Origin of the sequence: Candidatus Nitrotoga arctica (genome assembly GCF_918378365.1) — a bacterium.
GTDB classification, from domain to species: Bacteria; Pseudomonadota; Gammaproteobacteria; order Burkholderiales; family Gallionellaceae; genus Nitrotoga; species Nitrotoga arctica.
Map to the genome: position 1 here is coordinate 2,787,988 of NZ_OU912926.1, position 20,224 is coordinate 2,808,211.

Below are 20,224 nucleotides of genomic sequence, written 5' to 3' on the forward strand. Positions count from 1 at the left end.
ATATTAATTACTGTGCAACTTCAGCATTGCCGCTTCCAGCTTGCCATCAACTATCATGGGAACCACATCCAGTGCACGTTGCATGGCGTGTTCGATTAACTCCGCTTCTTCACGGCGCGGGGCATTCAGCACATAATCAACAACATCCGCACGTTCACCTGGATGACCAATGCCAATACGCAACCGCCAAAAATCACGTGTGCCTAAATGCGCAAAGATGTCCTTCAAGCCGTTGTGTCCGCCGTGACCACCACCCAGTTTAAGCTTGGCGCTGCCCGGCGGCAAATCAAGTTCATCATGCACGACCAGAATTTGTCGAGGTTCGATTTTGTAGAACTGTGTCAGCGCCCCTACCGCACGGCCACTGATATTCATAAAGGTTTGCGGCTTGAGTAAGAATAATTCACGACCCTGCAACTGACCGCGCGCGACCAAGCCGTGGAACTTGCTTTCAGGTTTGAAAGTGAATGGGTGCATGCGCGCAAACGTGTCTACCCACCAGAATCCAGCGTTATGCCGGGTGAAATCATATTCACGACCGGGATTACCCAACCCGACAATTAACTTGATTTCACTCATTTTTAGTTTACACCATGTGAAAAACCGTTCACGACATGTTAAAAACCCGCCATACACATAAGAGTGCATGGCGGGTTTTTAATTGTACTACTTATGCTATTTAGATTTCGCCGCAGGTTTTGCCGCAGCTTTCGCATCCCCAGTAGGAGCGGCCGCTGCTTCAGCCGCGGCCAGTGCTTCCGCTTCAATCGCGCCACGCGGTACCTGAACAGTGGCCACTACGGCATCTCCAATATGGATACCTGCCGCTTCTACGCCTTTAGGTAAATTAAGGTCGGAAACATGAATGGAATGATTTAGCGCCAACGTGGATAGATCGACCTCGATAAATTCGGGCAAGTCAGCCGCCAGGCAAGCAATATTCAGATCATTCATCACGTGGGAGATGATACCTCCGCTCAGCTTCACCCCAGGGGCGATATCGGCATTTATAAAGTGCAATGGCACTTTCATATGGATCTTCTTATTTGCTTCCACACGCTGAAAATCGATATGTTGCACTTGCTGGCGAAATGGATGCATCTGAAAATCGCGCAACAGTACTTGTTCTTTTTTGCCGTCCAAATCAAGTGTCAGGATGGAAGCATGAAACGCTTCCTTACGCAGGCTGTGATACAGATTGTTGTGATCAAGGTCAATCAACGTAGGCTCGACGCCACCATACACGATGCCAGGCACGCGGCCAGACTTGCGCAGACGGCGGCTCGCACCCGTTCCTTGCGCCTTGCGGAATATTGCGCTTAGTTCGATTTTCATTTTATTTCTCCACTTCAAATTCGGAATCACCCGCGACCAGGCAATTCCAGGTTACGCGGCAGTCAACATGACGGCCACAAAAACTATTCCATAAATAATGAGCTGACGGATTCTTCCGCATGAATGCGTCGAATTGTTTCGGCCAACAACGCAGCCACACTCAACTGGCGAATACGCTTACAAGCTATCGCCTCATTGCTCAGCGGGATAGTGTCGGTCACAACCAGTTCATCTATTGCGGAATTCTCTATACGCTCAATCGCCGAGCCAGACAGCACCGGGTGTGTGCAATACGCCACAACCTTCTCCGCACCCTTGGCTTTCAGTGCATCAGCAGCCTCGCATAAGGTATTTCCGGTATCGACCAGGTCATCCATGATCAAACAGGTTCGGTCTACCACTTCACCAATGATGTTCATCACCTTGGCCACGTTGGGCTTGGGGCGACGCTTGTCGATGATGGTGAGATCAGCTTCCAAACGCTTGGCTAATGCGCGCGCGCGTACTACGCCGCCCACGTCCGGCGAGACCACCACCAGATTTTTGTAATCATGCTTCCACACATCTGCCAACAAAATCGGGCTAGCATAAATGTTGTCTACAGGAATATCGAAAAAACCCTGGATCTGATCTGAATGCAAATCCATGGTTAGAACGCGATCCACGCCAACACCAGTAAGCATATTCGCCACCACCTTGGCCGTAATCGCCACGCGCGCGGAACGCGGACGCCGATCCTGCCGGGCATAGCCAAAATAGGGTAGCGCGGCGATGATACGTCCAGCGGAAGCGCGTTTAAGCGCATCCACCATTACCAGCACTTCCATCAAATTATCGTTGGTTGGGGCACATGTTGATTGCAGGACGAATACGTCTTTGCCGCGCACGTTGTCGAGAATTTCTATCATCACCTCGCCGTCTGAAAAACGGCCAACGGTGGCTTGCCCAAGTTGAATATTAAGGTGCTGCGCTACATATTGTGCAAGCTTAGGATTGGCATTGCCGGTGAACACCATCAAGCTGTCGTTGGACACCATGCTCCCCTTAAATAAAAACGGGCGCAAGCGCCCCAAACGAACAACATCCTACAAACTGGCTGGGGAGGTAGGGATCGAACCTACGAATGCCGGAATCAAAATCCGGTGCCTTACCACTTGGCGACTCCCCAATAATCTTGCATTTCACATTACGGTAAAATCCCGAAGTGGATGCTGCGCCAAACCGCGCGCTACAATACCGCGCATATCTGACGGCAAATGTTCTATCACTGCTTGCGCCTGTGCCTCGGTAACAAATTCAGCAAACACACAAGCACCAGAACCACTCATCCGAGCTTGCGCAAATTGCTCAAGCCAAACAATATGCCGTGCCACTTCCGGATATAAACTACATACCACCGACTGTAGATCGTTGTGGGGTAGCCGTAGCGGAAGGCCGCGAATTCTGAGGGAAATCGCATCCCGTGTCAATTCCAAGTTCGCAAAATCCAAGTGTGCGAATACCTTTGCCGTAGCGACACGCACTGGCGGGAACAACACCACATACCAAGCATCCGGCACATCGTAGGCCTGTAACTGCTCGCCTATGCCTTCTGCATAAGCATTTTTACCAAACACAAATACCGGTACGTCCGCACCCAGAGACAGGCCTATCTCCATCAACCGTTCGCGCGACAGCCCCAGGTTCCATAGGTTATTCAGCGCAAGGAGTGTCGTGGCTGCATCCGAACTACCGCCACCCAAACCTCCGCCCATAGGGATACGTTTCTCCAAAGTTATATCCACACCCAACCTGCAACCGCATACCTTTTGTAGCAGACGTGCGGCGCGTACGCACAAGTCCTGTTCCTGGGGCACACCATCAAGTGCACTGATGCGGCGCACCACACCATTCTTGCGTAGCGAGAAATGCAACATGTCACTAAAATCAATGAAACGAAACAGAGTTTGCAGCAGATGATAGCCATCCATCCTGCGCCCGACCACATGCAAAAAAAGGTTAAGCTTGGCGGGTGCTGGCAGGGTTAAAGTTTTTGTTATATTTCCCATTCATCGATCAGCAATTGGATTTCCAGTCCATCACGCTGCAAGGCAAGACGTAACGGCAAACTGTCAGGTGTTTGCGCTGCATAGCGGGTATAGCGTATCACCCAGCCATCCTGGCTTAGCAGTATCACCTGTCCGTTAGCATCATGCTCAATATCAAATACACTCTTCGGCGCTGGCAACGCCAACACCCAATAACGCAAGCCAGACAACGGCAAACGCCAGCCCAGCACTTGCTGAGTTAATTCATCGACGTCTTGTGCCTCGTAATGCTTAAACGGCATATCCAGCACTGCACCCTTTATATCGCTACGAATGCGAGCCACAGTCTGCCCCAACGGGGCAAGCAGCAGGATTTCATCTGCCTCGGCATGATGCATCCAGCGCACTCCAGATGATGATCGCACTCCGTCATGCTTTACGGCAATCCGTCCAGACAGTACAAAAGGCACATTTTCCGATTGCATGGGCCGCGTAACGGACTGGGATACGGGCGGTACACTTGCACATCCCCCCAACAACAAGAGACACAGTAAAAATAATCGATGTATCAAGGCGTAAATTTCTTAATGACCACCTGCAACACTGTACTATCAGGATGAGCCTTTAGTGCATCGCTCCACATTTTTTTTGCTTGCTCCTTTTCACCCTGCGCCCACAGCACTTCCCCAAGATGCGCAGCAATTTCCGGATCTGGGTTGGCAGCATAGGCGCGGCGCAGGAACTCCAAACTCTTGGGCAAATTGCCCAAGCGGTAATACCCGAAACCCATGCTGTCAAGGATGCCGATGTCATCCGGGGCAAGCTGGTATGCCTTCTCCACCAGTTTCATCGCCTCGGGTACGCGCTCATTGCGCTCCAGCAAACCATAGCCCAGCGCGTTATAAGCTTGTGCATAACCAGGCTCAATCTCAATTAATTTTCGCATCATCTGCTCAAATGCATCATATTTTCCAGCCTTATCCGCTAGCATCGCCGCCTCATACATCAGGTCGGGTTGGTTGGGTAATTTTTCCAACCCTAGCATTAGTACCTGATAGGCCGCTTCAAATTGCTGCGCATCGCGTAAAATCTGTACCTCAACCATAACCAGTTGTATCCGCTGCTGATTATTCTTCGCAATGGTCTTGTGCAAGAGCTGTCGCGCCTCATCCAGCTTACCCAATTTATTGGTCAGGAAAGCCATGCGTAAACGCGAGGAGAAGTTATATTCCCCCTCTTTTACTTTGCTGTAGTTCTGCATGGCCGCTTCATCATGCTTCTTTGCTTCACTCAACTGGCCAAGGTAGTAATACACTACGTTCTCATCTTTCTTTCGATTAGTGAGAGCCTGCTGCAACTCTTTCTCGCCACGATCCAGCTCACCCATATCTAACGATAACAATCCCACAGCAAACGCCAGATCGGCGTTGTCTGGATATGCGTTAAGCAGCCGCTGAAATTCAGCGCGCGCCTCTGGATTCTGCTTCTGTTCCATCAGCGCGCGTGCATAAAACAGGCGCACCTCTTTGGTGTCAGGATAAGACTCAAGATATTTTTTCAGCAAAGCCAATGCCTGCTGTGGCGCCACACCCTGTAGCAATTGGGCGTTGAGTAGCACGGCACTATCCCATTCCGGGCGCAAGGCATATGCCTGTTGGGCTTCTTCCAAGGCTAACTCGTGTTTACCTGCGGCTTCTGCTACTTGTGCCAGCGCCCAACGCGCCTCCGCCACGCGCGGATAAGGTAGCGTCAGTTCACGAAGCAAATCAAATGCGGCACTTTTATCGGGATAACTCGCGATCATTGGGGAAATCCGCATAAAAATACTTCCGACATTCTCCGTCGCTGCCGCTAAAAGACTCACGAGATGCGGGCGTGCCTCATCCAACTTACCGCCGCTGATCAGCAAAGTGACCAGAGCCTGTTTCGCCAACGGTGAATCTGGTTCTATTGCCAGCCACAGATTGAATGCTGACATCGCTTTGTCCATTTGGCGCGTCTCAAAAGCCAAATGTGCAGCATAGCGTGCCAAGCGCGGATCACGTGTGGAATTAGCCAGATTTAGATAAAGCTGCGCAGCCAACTCAGGCTGGCCGCGCTGTAAGGCCATTTCACCCAGCAGATACTCATAGAGCACCTGCTCAGTCAATTCCTGCTTAGGCAACTCCGCTTGCTTTTCAACTTCAAATCCCGGCTTCTCCGTGTCCTGCTGCGACGCGTGCGCGCAAGAAACCAACAACAATGCAAAAATAATTGTGCAACGTTTTAAATTCGTCATATTTAATATGTAGGTATTTTAAAAAATAAAAAATTCATGGGGTCGTAATATGCTCTCTGATTGAGCCTTCGTCACTATGAATTGCGTCAAAGTGGAGGGTATCGCAGATTCGAAGAACGTCCAAATGCATCGCTACGGGTCTTTCCGCGTTTTATATCCTTGTTTTATATAATCGAACCATACATTTCTTTGAAACATCCCTCATTTTGTTGCCAGACATAATTGAATTATTTCATTTTGATGTATAACGACATATTAGGTTATATTTACCTTCCCATACAATCTGCATCCGCACTAATGTCAGTCATTGCACCAATCACCCTATCTGCACGCAACCTGATTCGCCGCTTCGGTCAACGCGAGGTCATCCATGGCGTATCGTTAGAGCTTCGGCATGGCGAAGTGCTTGGCCTGCTTGGACACAATGGAGCCGGCAAAAGTACAACGTTACAAATGCTGACCGGCGCACTTTTGCCGCATTCGGGGGAAATTGAAATATGCGGCTTCGATCTAACACGCCAGCCTCAGAAAGCTAAAGCACAAACCGGATTCTTGCCAGAAACGCCACCTTTATACCGTGAAATGAGCGTAAATGATTTCCTTATATTCGCCGCCAAGCTGCATCGTATACCTCGTGCACAGATTGCGGATGCTTTGACCGAAACCAAGCGTCGTTGCGGTTTACAGGACAGTGGAAAAAAAATCATCGGGACACTTTCCAAAGGCTATCAGCAACGTATCGGCATTGCGCAAGCAATCATCCATCAACCAGCAGTAATCATTCTCGACGAGCCCACTGTTGGCCTTGACCCATCTCAGATCCGCGGCATCCGCACATTGATCCGCGAATTGGGGAATATGCACAGCGTTATCCTTTCTACTCATCTGCTGGGCGAAGTGGAAAGTATTTGTGACCGCGTCGAAATTATGCATCACGGTCGCCTAATTTACGGTGACAGCAGCACAAAAATGCAGCAATACGGCAGTCAATCAGGCTTCATCGTCACCCTGTTAGCGCCGCCTGCACTTTCCGAATTGGAAGCCCTCACCGACGTACAGCAAATAGACCCGCTTTCCACCACACAGTTCCGCATTCTGCATGCCGCTAACACAAACCCAAGCGCTGCGCTGCTCGCGCTCGCCGCGCAACATGGCTGGCAAGCGGAGCAACTCGTTCCGCTGCGAACGCGGCTGGAAGATGTATTTATGCAAATCACTCAAGACGAAAAATTATGATTCTAACCATTGCGTTCAAGGAATTCCGCAGCCTGTTCGCCATTCCTTCGACCTGGCTGATTTTGGGCGCTCTGCAATTTATCTTTGCCTGGTTTTTCCTGGCACGGCTGGATGCCTTTTTACAAGTACAGTCGCAACTGGCGCAGCTTGCCAACGCGCCCGGCGCCACATTAGCCGTGGCGGCTCCATTACTCGGTACCGTCGCGCTGATTTTGATGATGCTGATACCAATCTTTACCATGCGCTTGATCGCCGAAGAACGACGCAACCAAACCCTGACGCTATTAATGAGCGCACCGGTTTCTGATATTCACATTGTGGTAGGGAAGTTCATCGGTCTAATGTTATTTTTATTACTCATCATCACCAGTTGTCTGTTGATGGTGCTAGCTCTGGCCGCAGGCACGCAACTAGACACAGGGCTTCTTTTCACCAATGCGCTGGGACTTATACTGCTTGCCGCCAGCTACACAGCATTGGGACTGTATATTTCCTCGCTCACCGCACAACCAGTGGTAGCCGCCATCGGTGCATTGGCCATATTTTTCGGTCTGTGGCTGGTGGAAGTTAGTGCGGTGGATAATGACAAGAGTTGGCGCGCGCTCGCGCCCACCAGCCATTTTCAAAGCTTCAATATTGGCCTGTTAAATAGTACAGATCTAATGTTCTTCCTGCTGTTTTGTATCACCTTTCTGTTGCTAACGATACGCCGACTGCATAACAACCGCATTTATAGCTAACAGCCTTCCAGTATGAAATTCCCACAACTCAATCTGCTAATTAAAAACCTTGCCTTCACCGCACTGCTGCTCGCCGCTATCGTCACGTTGTATCAACTCGCTGCACGCCACCCCGCACAATGGGATATGACTCAAAATGCCAGCAATAGTTTGGCAGATAACAGTGTCAATGTACTGAAGCAGCTACAAGGTGAAATAAAACTAACCATGTATGTAACCGGGCAGGATGCCAACTTAGGCGATATGCACAGGCTGACCCGTGATTTTATCGCCCTCTATCAGCGCTATAAACCCGATATTTCGCTTACCTTTATTGACCCGGTGAAGCAACCGGAGGAAGCGCGCAAGGTCAATATTCGTGTCAATGGCGAAATGCTGGTGGAATATGGCGGCAAGCGCGAGCATCTCACTATGTTGAACGAACAAGCGCTTACCAGCGTGTTATTACGCATGGCCCACACAAAAAATCAACTACTTATGTATCTTGATGGGCATGGAGAACGCAATCTGGAAGGCATCGCAAATCACGATCTCGGCGAATTTGGCAAGCGGCTGCAACAAAATGGCTTTCGCCTTAACAGCCTAAATTTAACGCTAGCACAGGACGTACCCAATAATGCCAGCATGTTGATCATTACTCAGCCGCAAATCGACCTGTTGCAGGGCGAAATAGATAAACTGCTACGCTATATCGCCAACGGCGGTAACCTGCTGTGGCTAGTAGATGCCGAGCCATTGCGTGGATTGGAGCGTCTGACTGAAAAACTGGACATCATTCTCACGCCTGGCATCGTTGTTGATCCAGCAGCAGAAGAAATGAATATTCCTTCGACCTGGGCGCTGGGCGCGGGCTACCCGCCGCACGCCATCACGCAAAATTTCAACTTGACCACGGTCTTCCCCTTTGCCCGTGCCATTGACTGGGAGGAAAATGCTGCATGGCAGCACACCACGCTGGTAGAGGCCGCGCCACGTGGCTGGGTTAGCCGCGACACACCGCAAGGTAAATCACACTTCAACAAAATCCGTGACATCCCCGGCCCCGTGACCATCGCGCTCGCCCTGCAACGCAACATAAACGATCGTGAACAACGCATTGTTATCGTCGGAAGCGGCTCGTTTCTTGCCAACGCCTATTCCGGCAACGGCGGCAATCTAGATCTCGGCGTCAACATGACGAACTGGCTAGGCAACGAAGAAAAACTCATTACTACTCAACCCCGCACAGTGAAAGATGGTGCGATTACCTTGAGCAAAATCAATCTGACCATAATCAGTAGCAGCTTCCTGATTGCCCTGCCTACGCTGTTAATGCTGGCGGGCGCTATGCTGTGGTGGCGCAGAAGAAATTAAACTGGCTCTCTTCCCGCAAGTGAAGAGAGATTGATATGTTCATAGGCTGAGTACTAGTGAAATGGAATTATTTGATAACCAGCCGAGGCTGGTAAAGTATGATTTTTTATCAAATAATTAGCAGCTAACTTGCCTTTACTTAATTTGATGTAACTATTTTGAAACCGCATTTTCCCAATGCCTCCCATGCGTGTCTGCCTTCTATATACCCTAATTTGCATTCTCTGTAACGGCTGCGCGGTGGTTGCTGTCGCTGATGCTGCGGTTACCGTGGTTGCAACAACCGTTAAGGTCGGCGCCGCGGTGGTTAGTACAACTGTCGATGTTGCAGCGGCAGGCGTGAAAGCAGTTGCTGGAAGTTCTGACAAAAAATAAGGCGACAAGGGCAATACCTTTCCTTGTTCGAAGGCCAATAGGCCGACTTATTTAAACTCTCACTTTTAGCCTAAGTTTGTGATCGACCGATAACAATTTTATAATTAATATAATGATTTATTCCAAAAAATTTGTACTGGTTTATAAGTACTAGCTTTTAAGTACTAGCTTAAAAAAATGACAATCCACAGAGAAAAATCTTATGCCTGAGTTACCCGAGGTCGAAACTACCCTGCGCGGACTTGAACCGCATTTGGTCGGTCAACCTATCGCGGACGTAGTCATTCGCACCTCTCATCTGCGCTGGGCTATCCCGACGCAATTAGCCACTATCTTGCCTGGTCAGATCATTCACGCGCTGCATCGCCGTGCCAAATATTTGTTAATCAAATGCGACAGCGGCACGCTCATCCTCCACCTCGGCATGTCCGGCAGCTTGCGCATTTTGTCTGCGGACATAGCAGCAGAAAAGCACGATCATTTCGATTTAAAACTGGCAAATGGAATGCTTATGCGGCTACGTGACCCGCGCCGTTTTGGTGCAGTGCTGTGGCATGAAGGCAACCCCGCACAGCATCCATTGTTATTGAAGCTTGGAGTGGAACCGCTGGAAAATGAATTTAATGCCGAGTATCTTTATCGTGCGATACGAAAACGCAATGCCGCAATCAAGCTGGTCATCATGGATCATCATCTAGTAGTAGGTGTCGGCAACATCTACGCCAATGAAGCGCTATTCCGCGCGGGTATCCGCCCGCAACTACCCGCCGCAAAACTTAGTCGACCACGTTGCGCCCGATTGGTAAAAACGATACAAGAAACGTTGACGGAAGCTATTGCGCTCGGCGGCAGCAGCCTGCGCGACTTCGTAGACAGCAATGGCAATCCTGGCTGTTTCCAGCAGCACTACTGGGTGTATGGCCGTGCGACCGAGACTTGTCGTGCATGTAACACGACCATCAAACAGATTCGGCAAGGACAGCGATCAAGTTTTTATTGTTTGCAGTGCCAAAAATAATCAATACCTTCCCCTATCGCTCTGGTGCCGCTAAATTACGAAGCGAGATTTTTAAATCTTGCGCTTTTTTACACGCAATTGCGTACCAAAATTTCTATTTTTAATAAAATTTTTTAATAAAATCTTGGAAAAATTACCTGCACCAGAGTATTTTATTCAGACAGTGCTATCAGCTGGTGGTATGGTTGCTAATATCGCTATATATACGACACAGGAGGAAACATCTTGGCTATAGGTTGGATTAACGCGCTGCGGGTCATACCCTGGAAAGATGTATTGGAAGCCGCGCCGGGCATGGTTAAAGGCGCGAAACGCCTTTTTACTGCGGCAAAGGATGAAACAAATAGCCAGCCTATGGCTGACAGTTCGTCAACGATGGTCTCTTTCGATGCTGAAGGACTCGCAAATTTAGACAATCGCGTTCGTCATCTTCAGGCGAAGATAATTGAACTGAATTCTGACCATAACTCATCAGCCAAATTAATCAAATCACTTGCCGAACAAAATGCACACGTAGTTAATGTAATCGAAGTTTTAAAAGTTCGAATCAAGATCTTGATCTATATGTGTGTTTTACTGGCCATTACTCTGTCTACCTTGATATTTGTGGTGGTGCTGAAGTGAAGAGTTAGAATGAACTCTAGGAGGACTCCTGTCAGACAGTAAACAAAACTCACTTGCTATAACAAGAGTTGAATATGATCTGCTGGCTGGCGCTTCCCCACTCTACGATCGGGGAATTAGACCTCAATTTCTTTTGTTTTACTCGTACTGGCTAAGCTGCTTTTCCGAAATTTAAGTGCCTCGTCGATCACAAACATAAATTCATTGAGTTCAAAGGGCTTGCAGATATAGCGAAAGAATCCTGCTTCCATTCCCTTCAAAATATGATGGGGCATGGCATCCGCGCTCAGTGCAACAATGGGGATGTGCGCTGTTAGCGGATCTTTGAGTAGAATCTCCATGGCTTCGATACCGTTCATATCAGGCAAGGCGATATCCATCAGAATCACATCTGGTAAATGAATACATGCCAGCTCGATACCCAGGTTGCCGTTACTCGCAATCAACAAGTGTATATCTGGACGATTCTCTTCAATAAGCTCTTGGATTAAGGATGAATTGATCGGATTATCTTCAAAATAGAGCACGGTGTACTGCTGGGTGCCAGCATAGGTTTTTGCAGGCAGTTCCTGAGATTTGCATCCTTCCAGGGCAAGTTGAGGTTCCGTAGCCGAGATTAGTTCGAACCAGAATACACTACCCACTCCGACGGTGCTGTCCACCCCGATTGAGCCTCCCATCAATTCGACCACTTGCTTGGTCACCGCCAGACCAATGCCAGTCCCTTCGATGGGCCCATTTTCTTGGCCAAGACGATTGAATGGCTGGAAAAGTTGCGTCAATTTTTCTGGGGGTAATCCCTCTCCCGTATCCTGAACGCTGATGCGAACGTACTCCGACGTACCCGTGACGCATTTCACCTCGACCGTTCCCTGCTCGCGATTGTATTTAATCGCGTTGGATAGCAGGTTGATCAAAGCCTGCTTTAACCGAGTCCGATCCGCCTTGACAGTCAAAGGGCTATCGAACTTGGGAAAAATCAACTGAATGCCATGTTGCTGTGCCTGAGGCTCGATCATAGCCTGACTTTCGGATATAACCTCAGCCAAAGATACCGACTCTAGGTTCAGCGCAAGATTGCCGGACTCAATTGTCGCGAGATCCAGAATTTCGTTGATCAGCTCCAGCAAATACCAGCCTCCATGGAGAATCTCTTTAAGCCTTGCCATTTGAGTGGGCGTAGGCGTAGGAGAGCCGATTTCTATCAACTGGGCAAAACCAAGAATGGCATTGAGCGGCGTGCGCAATTCATGGCTCATGCTGGAAAGAAAATTCGATTTCGTAAGATTGGCTTTTTCTGCTGCTGCATGGGCGTTGATCAGTTCTGCTTGAACACGCTTACGTTCCACAATATCCTGACGCAGATGTTTATTCGCTTCCGCCAGTTCATTGGTGCGCTTTGCCACCAGCTCCTCAAGGCGCCAGCGGTGTTGCCGCAGCTCAGCCTCAATCTGTTTACTGTCAGTGATATCAACCAGAATACCCTGAAGGAATAGCGAGCGTCCCGATTCATCCCGCACTACGCTTGCTTCATCACGAAACCAAAAAACTGTTCCATCGCGGGACACCAGGCGATATTCACAACGCAGGGGAGTGCCGTTGGCGCGGCTCTTGGTCAGTTCATTTAACACGCGCGTCCGGTCTTCTGGATGAATCTGGGTGAGATGTATTCCTGGAGTTTCCAGCCATTGTTCCGAGGAAAAATCCAGCACCTTGATTTGTGGGCTAATGTAAAGAACTCGATTGTCTTCGTCTAGCGCGGCGATATAGGTGATTGCCGGGATTTGCTCTACCAGGTTGCGGTATTTGGCCTCGGCTTGGAGCAGCTTATCTTCCGTCAGTTTCTTTTCCGTCAGCATCTGCCGCTCGCGCACCACGCGCTGGATGACGGTGGGTAACAATTCGAGATATTGCCGGTCCACATCCTTGACCAAGTAATCCCGTGCGCCACGCCTCATGGCCTCCACCGCGACTGCGGCGCTGTCAGCGCCGGTCAGCATCATCACGGGAACCGGAATCTCTCCTATGTCGTCGGCCAGCTCAGTCAAAAACTCTAAACCATTCATGTCCGGCATGTGATAGTCAAGCAAAATACAGTCCGGCTTTTGCGCATGAGCGAACTGCAGCCCCTCTCGTCCGGTTTCGGCTTCTGTTAGCACATATTCGTAATCCGGGCATTGTGCTAGAGCGCGGCGACAGGCTAAACGGTCCACCATGTCATCATCAACTATCAGTATGCGAATATGAGATTTTTTCATCGTAAAATCAGCACCTTGTTAGCCTAAAAATATACCCTGTGGTCTGAGCACATCAGGGCATCTCACTGATGGTCCAATAGGTATCGATCGAACGCATCACTTCCACAAATTGAAGGTAATCCACGGGTTTTGCCATATAGCCGGCCACGCCCAGGTTAAAACTGTTCACCTTGTCCTGTTGCTCTTCAGACGTAGTCAACACAACCACCGGGATGCCTTTTAACTGGTCATCATGCTTCAATACCTGCAAAAACTCGATGCCGTTCATGATAGGCATATTCAGGTCAAGCAAGATAATGCATGGTTTCTCGTTGTTAGAATCGCTCAAATAATTCAGAGCATCTTCGCCGTTTTCTTGCTGTATCAACGGATTCGTTACGTGAATATCTTTTAACGCGCGGATAACTGTCATGGTGTCCACTTGATCATCTTCCACCAGAAGAATGGGTTTGTTGGTAATTCTCATGCTTTTCTTTTTCCTTAATTTGAACTTGCTGTTGTTACACTTTTGGGTAGCGTGAAGAAAAACGTGCTTCCCTCCCCGACTTTAGACTCCAACCATATCTTACCACCATACATTTCCACAATTTTTTTCACCAGGGAAAGGCCGACGCCAGTACCCTCCACCCTGTCCCGCGGCGCCAAAGTCTGGAACAGCTGGAAGATTCGTTCAAAGTGCCGCAGCTCAATTCCTGACCCATTGTCGGCGATGATAAATTTCCACTGCTTATCCTCTGAGCTACAGGCGATGCGAATTTCGCCCTGTGGTTTGTCCATGTATTTGATGGCATTGGAGAGCAAGTTCTGAAATACCTGCTCGATGCGGGTCGGTTCTGCCATGACGGTCGGCAAAGTATTATCAATACTGACCACAATATTGGCCGGTGGCGAAAGAAGGTCAAGCACCTCCCGCACTAGCTGGTCGAGGTCCACCGCAATCACCTTCTCCTTCACCTGGCCTACCCGCGAGTATTGCAAAATTCCATTAATCAGATTATCCATGCGGTATACCCTTTTAATAAGCAGACGCATATGTTCTTTACCCTCTTCATCAAACTTGTCCGAGTAATCATGGGAAAGCCAACCTGCCAATGCGCTGATGGCTCGCAACGGCGCCTTAAGATCATGAGACACCACATAAGCAAAGCTTTTTAATTCTTCATGGGTGCTTTCAAGTTCGTGGATTAGACGCGCCCTCTGTTCCTCAGCCTGCTTACGCGCGCTAATGTCGCGTAAGGATCCGGTGAATATATGGCGTTCACCCTGGCGCGTTTCGATCACTGCCAGCTCCATGGGGAAGGTTGTTCCGTCCTTGCGCAGCCCCACCACCTCGCGGCTGATACCAATGATGTTTTTCTCTCGGGTCTGCAGGTAGCGGGCAAGATAACCATCGTGCGCCTCGCGGTAGGGAGCAGGCATGAGCATGGAAACATTTTTGTCGACTACCTCGGCCTCGGTGTAACCGAATATGCGCTCGGCGGCGGAGTTGAAAGTTCCAATCACACCATATTCGTTAATTGTAATGATGCCCTCAATCAGGTTATTCAGCATGGCGCGGACATGCGTTTCGCTGTCGCGCAACTGACCGACGGTCTTCACCAGACTATCGTTCATTTCTTTCAGTGCTTGCAGCAGCTGGCCGATTTCATCCGCCGATCGAACTTCGATTTGCTGCGTAAAATCGCCTGCGGCAACGCTACGAGCAATCTCCACTGCTTTCTCCAGCGGCCTGAAAACAACTCGGGTGACCGCGACGCTGATCAATACGACCAGTGCCAGTACAAAAATTATCAAGGCGATGAAAATATTGCGAATGGTCGCGTAGCGGTTTTGTTGGTATCTATACTCCTGTTTTGTAATATCTAATTGAAGATCAATCAGCGCGCTAATATCTTCCTTAACTAAGTCATAGAGGGGACGTACCTTCTCCACAACAATTTGATTCGCTTCTTTGATTTCGTGGGTACGCAAAGCGGCTACTGCTGGTATTAGACCCTCAGTGATGAATTTTTTGCGGTCCTGGGAGAATTTATCAGCCAGCTTTTCCTCCTCTGGAGTCAGATACGTCGCCAAGTACTCTTCCCAAGTCTTGTTAATCTCTTTGACGTTTTTTTCGAATGTTGCAGTGTTGTTGTCAATGACCTCAGGTGTGGGTGTCACCAAAGCAACCGCGATGGAGAGACGGCTTTGCTGCAAGAGCGATTCAATATGCCCCAATTGGCCAAGCGGAATAACGCGATCCTCATAAACGGTTTTCAGACCGTCGTTAGCTTTGCTCATACCCAACAATCCCAGCATTTCGATTCCTAGCAGAAAGACTACCAAGAAAGAAAGAATGAAAATCAAGCGTGTTTTGATGGTCAAATTTTTAAACATGTGAACCTGCGTTAATAATTACGGCACTGAATAATAGTGCTTTATTGCAATAAACGATGCCCTATAAAACTTCTGTCACTGGTTTTTAGGGCTGGTAATATCAATCAGCCCGCGCGCATGATTAGGACTCAGCCAACGCTTTCTTCCTATAATTTCTTCCCGCTCTACCCGGCCTTATTTTGTTCAAGGTACCTAATTTTGTAGTACCGCTCCGTTTCTGGGAGGAAAGAAAAATTCACGTGGGTTACTCACAAAGCGAGCCCCCAGCATCTGAAACAATTCGCCAATACGATTGAAACGTACTTGGCGCGCCTTCATCGCGACATAAAGAGCCAAGCCAAAACTCACCGCAAGATTGACTATCCCGATCAGCGCGATGCCTAACAGAGAAATTGCTACTAGCTGCCAACTCACCATAAAATCAAGCGCAACCAACGCAAAAGCAAAGTTGGCTGACGAAAATGTGACGTGACGCACATCAATGAAAGGAAGACCGAGCATAAAGCCAATCATCCCCATGCTACCGAGCATGATACCGAACGTAAAATTCCCCATTAACGCACCAAGATTGTCGCAGATATAAGCTGCAAAGCGGTCAAGTCGGTGCTCTCCTAATAATTTCCGCAACCAGTGCAATTGTTTTAAACGAGCAGGAATTCGAGTGTAAGCACACTTATTGTCGTAATAACCAGAGATCAACCCGGCAAAGAAAAGACACACACCAGCAATCGCGGCGTGAACCAAAGCCAAGCTATAGAAGGGATTGATATCATGCAATGTATGCCAGGCTTTCTCCTCCGACATCACCGGTGCGCCAGCCATGTAGCTTAACAACGCAATTAGCATGCCGGTTGGAATCGCGAGTATCACATTGCCAAAAATTGAAACGATCTGGGTGCGCCACACAATAGCGATGAGTTGCACTACCCCATCAAGCGGCGCTTTACCTTTACAGTTCAATGCAGCATTCTGATCAACCGTAGCCGCAATCATCGCCGCAGTCATTGCTGGTTGTTTGGTGGCAACCGTAAAATGCATGACGTGTATCAGCAAAAAGCCAAAGGCATAGTTCATGCTGAAGAAAAAAGCTTGGGTAAAAGGCGCTAACATCATCTTGCTAATCCCGATCTTGATCAGCGCCATAAATCCGATTATAAAACCCGCTCCCATGGATGAGCGCAGCATATTAAAATACTCGCCTGGCGTCGCGGCAGCATAATGTTCACCGGTTTTCCCTGCATTCTCTGTAACCTGCAAAGCCACCAAATCGGTGACGCGAGTAAATACATCACGCACGCTGTACTTGCGATTCTCCTCACGCACCAATTCACGCAGCAAAGCCAAACTGCGCATCGTGGTTTCGTTCGGGTTGAGCAATACCAGCAAAGTTTGCAGCCGCTTGATCATCTGATTCACGCGCTGCAAATGGTATGTAAGGCTGATGCTCGCGCCATTTTGTAAAGCTTGCTTGCGCACCTTTACCAGCACCTCTTCGCATTGCTGCAGCAACACCGGGATATGCTTGTCGTCAGGTAGAGCAGGATCTCCGCTGAGATGAGCATGGTAGGCCCGGTAATAATCGCAGACCTCTACGTTCTGCGCTAAAAACGGAGATTCGAAGCGTTCAATATCCGGATAATTACGCACCAGTTCATGTTCAAGTCCCGTGGATGCAATGCGATAGGACAGCATCTGAACTGCATCCAGCATTTCCTCCTGAATTTTTGCCCATCCGGGATGAGAGGGCTCCGCATCAAAATCAATACATTTCAATAATTCAATCCATACTTCATCAGGAATCTGATCGACCCATAGATAATCAGTATGCTTATGGAACACGAGCCCGAACATATCCTTCAGGTAATCATCACGTGTTTCCTGCGGTAGTAAACGAAAGATGAAACGATTCCAGACTGTAGTAAAAAAACCTTCATTAGATAATATGCCGATATCGGCATAGAGATGGCTGTGGCGACGCTTCTCAAATAGTGCCAATACATAGCTCCGCAGTGCGGCAACATATTCTGGGTGCATCCTCAACAAAGTGATCAAAGCGCGCAAATTTGTCGTAGCCACCTCCCCGACATTTGGATTCTTCGGCCGAATGCTATCGACCAGTTCAATCAACAGGGTTGAATCAGTCTCCTCGGGAGTTGCATGTATTTTTTTGAGTACAGATTCCATTCATTTTGGTCCAGGTAAAGGTAGGTAGATCGGTGAGCAGGTTTCATATTTGCAATGTCTAAGCGACGGAGCGTTGAAATCAATATTGCATCCACCCAATAAGGTTTGGCTACAACCAACGCAAGAATGATAGAAACCCCGACAGCGTCTTGTTCTCCACAAGCGATGTTTCGATGGGAGGTCAAATACATTGAGGATTAAATGATGGGAAGATGTACAGTTATTTTGAATAACTGCAGATTCGTCAAATAGTTTTCTTTCTTAATTTAATCTATTGCACACTTGTTGCTGCCAGCCAATGAAACGGTCTAACTAAAGACTGGATTCGTGTGAAGTAATATTAGTTGGATCAAGGCATAGATCCGCGCCTTGGTCCAACTACCGCCTTATGCGACGCGGGTTCCTGCGTTTTCTGAATAAGCCGTCCGCAATCACTGTCCAGGCCTGGTCCGGTTTCAATAAGAGGGATCAGAGCGAGTAACGGATTAATCACACCAAGCAATACCGCACCCAAGCCGCGCTCAGCAAGTTTGACCTTGTCCAGTTGCACCGCAGGCTTGGCTAAAGTCCCGCGTATATGAATAGGGCCGCGAAATGACACCAAGCTTACATCTTTTGGTTGCGGGTTTAACGTCAAATCCAGCGTCTCTTTGCCAAAATCGATAGTACCAGTGCCACCGATATTAGTGTCCACCGTATCGAGAACCAGCGCATTGGCCGCCATCACGCCATTCTTGACGCTAAAATCGGCGACGCCGCAACGGATGCGCGTGGGCTGATCACCCTTCACCTTGAATCTAAGCCATTCCCACAAATCTAGACCAATTATTTCAATCATCTCGTTACTGATCTCACCCCCTGCAATGACGAGACCGAGCTTGCCATTTGAGGTTGCCAGCATATGCGCTACCGAGTTGCCCTTCCCAGTTATATCGAATGCGCCATTGATCTCGCCGATGCTTGCTTTGGACAAATCGACCGTCGGCAATAACTTACCCAGCAAAAGTTTTTTTGCTTGAACTTTAACATGTGCCCGGATCGGATCTTCTTTACCATCGAGCGAAACCACGGCGACAAGATTACCGCCAGCCAAGCCAAAGTTAAGCGGATTAAGCGTCAGCACGGAATCTCGCAGTTTCAGATGAACTACCAGATCTTCGATAGGCAGCGCCTTGGCGCGATGGATGGACTTTGCGCGCAGTTTTACGTCCGCATCCATGGTGCTCCAACGGTCAGTTTTGAACGGCTCGGCAGGCAACACGCGAGTATTGACTGAGATTGCTACCCGCTGGTCAGACGACGAAGCAGGAGCCTTTATGGCTTTTGCGGCACTCCCCTGTTTGGCGCCAATCAGTGGGCCTAAATCCGCCAGATAGAGTACCTTGGAAACCAGTTCACCTTGCATGAATGGGCGTTTACCGCCGGTATCGACTTGCAGCGTACCGGCAATGTCACTCTTGCCTGTCTTGCCTGCAAAATTTTCATAACGCCATTTGTGTTCGCTGTGCATCAGGTGACCCTTGGTCGAATAGGGGGGAGTTTCTGGAAGCGCGACACCAATCAATGGAAAAAGATCTGCGAGACTATCGCCACGCAAAACGAGATTCAAATCGATCGCAGAAATTTTGGTCAAACCGGTAATTGTTCCATCGGCCTGCGCGGCAGTATTTCCTATTGTGGCATCGATCTTCAATGGATAGGGCATTGCTTCATCACGCAGGGCTAACACCGACCCGCCCGTACCATGCACCGCGAGTAGAAGGCCTTGGAACTTCCCCTTGGCACTGAAAACAATGCCCGTTTTAGCCGTGCCATCTTTTCGCTCACCTTGCGTCGAAATTTCTGCCTGGATACTGATTTTTTTCACGGGGTCGTCGTACGCGAATCGCCCGTGATCAAGTAGTATATGGTCAATATGGATGCGCGAATCCTCATTCTTCTGATCATGGTCAAGCAACCAGTTCTTCCGACCGTCTGCGCTCTGCTCCAGGAAAACTATTGGACGCTCAAGACGCACTTCGGGCAACACCACGTTTTTCCTGAGCAACTCTGACAAATCAATGGTGAATTCGACGCCATCAACTGCAACCATTTGTTTTTCCTTGGCCCATGGCGGATTGGCAAACGTAATGCGTTCAGCGCGAAACGATGGTCGTGGCCAAGCAAGATGAGCGGACAAATCGCCATTGATTACCAATTGACGACCCGTCTTTTCCGTAGCCATACGCTCTATCGGCCCACGCAACCAATTCCAATTGAAAAACGCAATAATCAGAACGATCAACAGGGTTATCCCGAGCAAAAAGCCGCCAACCCATTTCAACAAACGGCGCAACACCATGAAAGACTGTCCATTGGATTTCATCAGGCACCTCTATAAAAACATTACATTTTTAAAAAACTCCAAAAAAATATTTGAT

Annotated in this window: 17 protein-coding genes and 1 tRNA gene; 5 read left to right on the forward strand and 13 right to left on the reverse strand. The window is 48.9% G+C overall.

The annotated features are described in order from the left end of the window. Positions 1 to 3: 3 nt before the first annotated feature. The 7 genes from pth to MKZ32_RS12800 form a co-directional block, all read right to left on the reverse strand. Positions 4 to 579, reverse strand: a complete 576-nt coding sequence (gene pth, locus MKZ32_RS12770) for an aminoacyl-tRNA hydrolase (protein ID WP_239797617.1) — start codon at positions 577 to 579, stop codon at positions 4 to 6. A 96-nt stretch (positions 580 to 675) separates the two neighbouring features. After that, positions 676 to 1,335 carry a 50S ribosomal protein L25/general stress protein Ctc gene (locus tag MKZ32_RS12775; RefSeq protein WP_239797618.1) on the reverse strand — a complete coding sequence of 220 codons (660 nt, stop codon included), beginning with the start codon at positions 1,333 to 1,335 and terminating at the stop codon, positions 676 to 678. Between the two features lie 83 nt (positions 1,336 to 1,418). After that, the gene (locus tag MKZ32_RS12780; protein WP_239798157.1) at positions 1,419 to 2,369 is read right to left on the reverse strand and encodes a ribose-phosphate pyrophosphokinase; all 951 of its coding nucleotides are present in this window, start codon (positions 2,367 to 2,369) and stop codon (positions 1,419 to 1,421) included. A 59-nt stretch (positions 2,370 to 2,428) separates the two neighbouring features. Next, a tRNA-Gln gene (locus MKZ32_RS12785) sits at positions 2,429 to 2,503 on the reverse strand. A 13-nt stretch (positions 2,504 to 2,516) separates the two neighbouring features. Continuing rightward, complete coding sequence (gene ispE, locus MKZ32_RS12790) at positions 2,517 to 3,383, reverse strand: 4-(cytidine 5'-diphospho)-2-C-methyl-D-erythritol kinase (RefSeq protein WP_239797619.1); 867 nt, start codon at positions 3,381 to 3,383, stop codon at positions 2,517 to 2,519. Beyond that, positions 3,371 to 3,847, reverse strand: a complete 477-nt coding sequence (gene lolB, locus MKZ32_RS12795) for a lipoprotein insertase outer membrane protein LolB (protein ID WP_239797620.1) — start codon at positions 3,845 to 3,847, stop codon at positions 3,371 to 3,373. Before lolB ends, ispE begins: the two co-directional genes overlap by 13 nt. 83 nt (positions 3,848 to 3,930) lie before the next feature. Then, the gene (locus tag MKZ32_RS12800; RefSeq protein WP_239797621.1) at positions 3,931 to 5,640 is read right to left on the reverse strand and encodes a tetratricopeptide repeat protein; all 1,710 of its coding nucleotides are present in this window, start codon (positions 5,638 to 5,640) and stop codon (positions 3,931 to 3,933) included. 297 nt (positions 5,641 to 5,937) lie between these two features. Between MKZ32_RS12800 and MKZ32_RS12805 the strand changes: the two genes are divergently transcribed. The 3 genes from MKZ32_RS12805 to MKZ32_RS12815 are packed head-to-tail and all read left to right on the forward strand — an operon-like array spanning position 5,938 to position 8,969. Beyond that, positions 5,938 to 6,876: an ABC transporter ATP-binding protein gene (locus MKZ32_RS12805; protein WP_239797622.1), complete on the forward strand. Its 939-nt coding sequence runs from the start codon at positions 5,938 to 5,940 to the stop codon at positions 6,874 to 6,876. Beyond that, a complete protein-coding gene (locus MKZ32_RS12810; RefSeq protein ID WP_239797623.1) occupies positions 6,873 to 7,616 on the forward strand; it encodes an ABC transporter permease subunit in 744 nt (247 codons plus the stop codon). Before MKZ32_RS12805 ends, MKZ32_RS12810 begins: the two co-directional genes overlap by 4 nt. A gap of 12 nt (positions 7,617 to 7,628) precedes the next feature. Next, positions 7,629 to 8,969, forward strand: a complete 1,341-nt coding sequence (locus tag MKZ32_RS12815) for a GldG family protein (protein WP_239797624.1) — start codon at positions 7,629 to 7,631, stop codon at positions 8,967 to 8,969. A 53-nt stretch (positions 8,970 to 9,022) separates the two neighbouring features. On the opposite strand, the gene MKZ32_RS12820 is transcribed toward MKZ32_RS12815, so the two are convergent. After that, on the reverse strand, positions 9,023 to 9,352 hold the full coding sequence (locus MKZ32_RS12820) for a hypothetical protein (RefSeq protein WP_239797625.1): 330 nt from the start codon (positions 9,350 to 9,352) through the stop codon (positions 9,023 to 9,025). A 194-nt stretch (positions 9,353 to 9,546) separates the two neighbouring features. Between MKZ32_RS12820 and mutM the strand changes: the two genes are divergently transcribed. Together mutM and MKZ32_RS12830 are read left to right on the forward strand one after the other, a co-directional pair. Beyond that, a complete protein-coding gene (gene mutM / locus MKZ32_RS12825) occupies positions 9,547 to 10,362 on the forward strand; it encodes a bifunctional DNA-formamidopyrimidine glycosylase/DNA-(apurinic or apyrimidinic site) lyase (RefSeq protein WP_239797626.1) in 816 nt (271 codons plus the stop codon). 225 nt (positions 10,363 to 10,587) lie between these two features. Beyond that, on the forward strand, positions 10,588 to 10,986 hold the full coding sequence (locus MKZ32_RS12830) for a hypothetical protein (protein WP_239797627.1): 399 nt from the start codon (positions 10,588 to 10,590) through the stop codon (positions 10,984 to 10,986). Between the two features lie 116 nt (positions 10,987 to 11,102). On the opposite strand, the gene MKZ32_RS12835 is transcribed toward MKZ32_RS12830, so the two are convergent. The 5 genes from MKZ32_RS12835 to MKZ32_RS12855 form a co-directional block, all read right to left on the reverse strand. Continuing rightward, positions 11,103 to 13,244 carry a response regulator gene (locus MKZ32_RS12835; RefSeq protein ID WP_239797628.1) on the reverse strand — a complete coding sequence of 714 codons (2,142 nt, stop codon included), beginning with the start codon at positions 13,242 to 13,244 and terminating at the stop codon, positions 11,103 to 11,105. Positions 13,245 to 13,296: 52 nt separating this feature from the next. Next, on the reverse strand, positions 13,297 to 13,710 hold the full coding sequence (locus MKZ32_RS12840) for a response regulator (protein WP_239797629.1): 414 nt from the start codon (positions 13,708 to 13,710) through the stop codon (positions 13,297 to 13,299). Between the two features lie 14 nt (positions 13,711 to 13,724). Continuing rightward, entirely contained in the window at positions 13,725 to 15,620 is a 1,896-nt protein-coding gene (locus MKZ32_RS12845) for a Tar ligand binding domain-containing protein (protein WP_239797630.1), read from the reverse strand. A 192-nt stretch (positions 15,621 to 15,812) separates the two neighbouring features. Next, positions 15,813 to 17,804 (reverse strand): site-specific recombinase, encoded by a 1,992-nt coding sequence (locus tag MKZ32_RS12850; RefSeq protein WP_239797631.1) that lies wholly within the window; start codon positions 17,802 to 17,804, stop codon positions 15,813 to 15,815. A gap of 349 nt (positions 17,805 to 18,153) precedes the next feature. Next, the gene (locus MKZ32_RS12855; protein ID WP_239797632.1) at positions 18,154 to 20,169 is read right to left on the reverse strand and encodes an AsmA family protein; all 2,016 of its coding nucleotides are present in this window, start codon (positions 20,167 to 20,169) and stop codon (positions 18,154 to 18,156) included. Positions 20,170 to 20,224: the final 55 nt, after the last annotated feature.